The following is a 298-nucleotide window of genomic DNA, read 5'->3' as shown; positions in this document are numbered from 1 at the left end:
CATCCCGCTGGCGCGACACGCGTGGGAGGTGTCGCTGCCCTTTGAATGATTCCAGGATGAAGGTCTCATCCACTTCGACGATCCCCCGGGCCTGCGTCGCCAGGTGGTCTGATGCGCGATGCAAGAAGCGATGGCGCCACAAGAAAGCCGTGTTTTTGCTGATGCCGCACGCGCGCGCCGCGGCCCGCACGGTCAAGCCATTCTGCAGCGCTTGGGCATAGCTCAGCCAGCGATCGGCCTTGCGCAATTTGGCCAATGGACTGCCCGACAAGGCATTGCAGGTCCGGTGGCACTGTTT

1 protein-coding gene is annotated in these 298 nt (G+C 62.8%); it reads right to left on the bottom strand.

Annotated elements, in window-relative coordinates:
* Positions 1–298, bottom strand: a 298-nt coding sequence (locus C2I19_RS17635; protein WP_146056861.1) for a helix-turn-helix domain-containing protein, incomplete at both ends; no start/stop codon positions are given.

This window comes from Chromobacterium alticapitis (genome assembly GCF_002924365.1).
GTDB classification, from domain to species: Bacteria; Pseudomonadota; Gammaproteobacteria; order Burkholderiales; family Chromobacteriaceae; genus Chromobacterium; species Chromobacterium alticapitis.
Note: the sequence above shows the minus strand (reverse complement) of the source record. Positions and strands in the feature narration are given on the sequence as shown.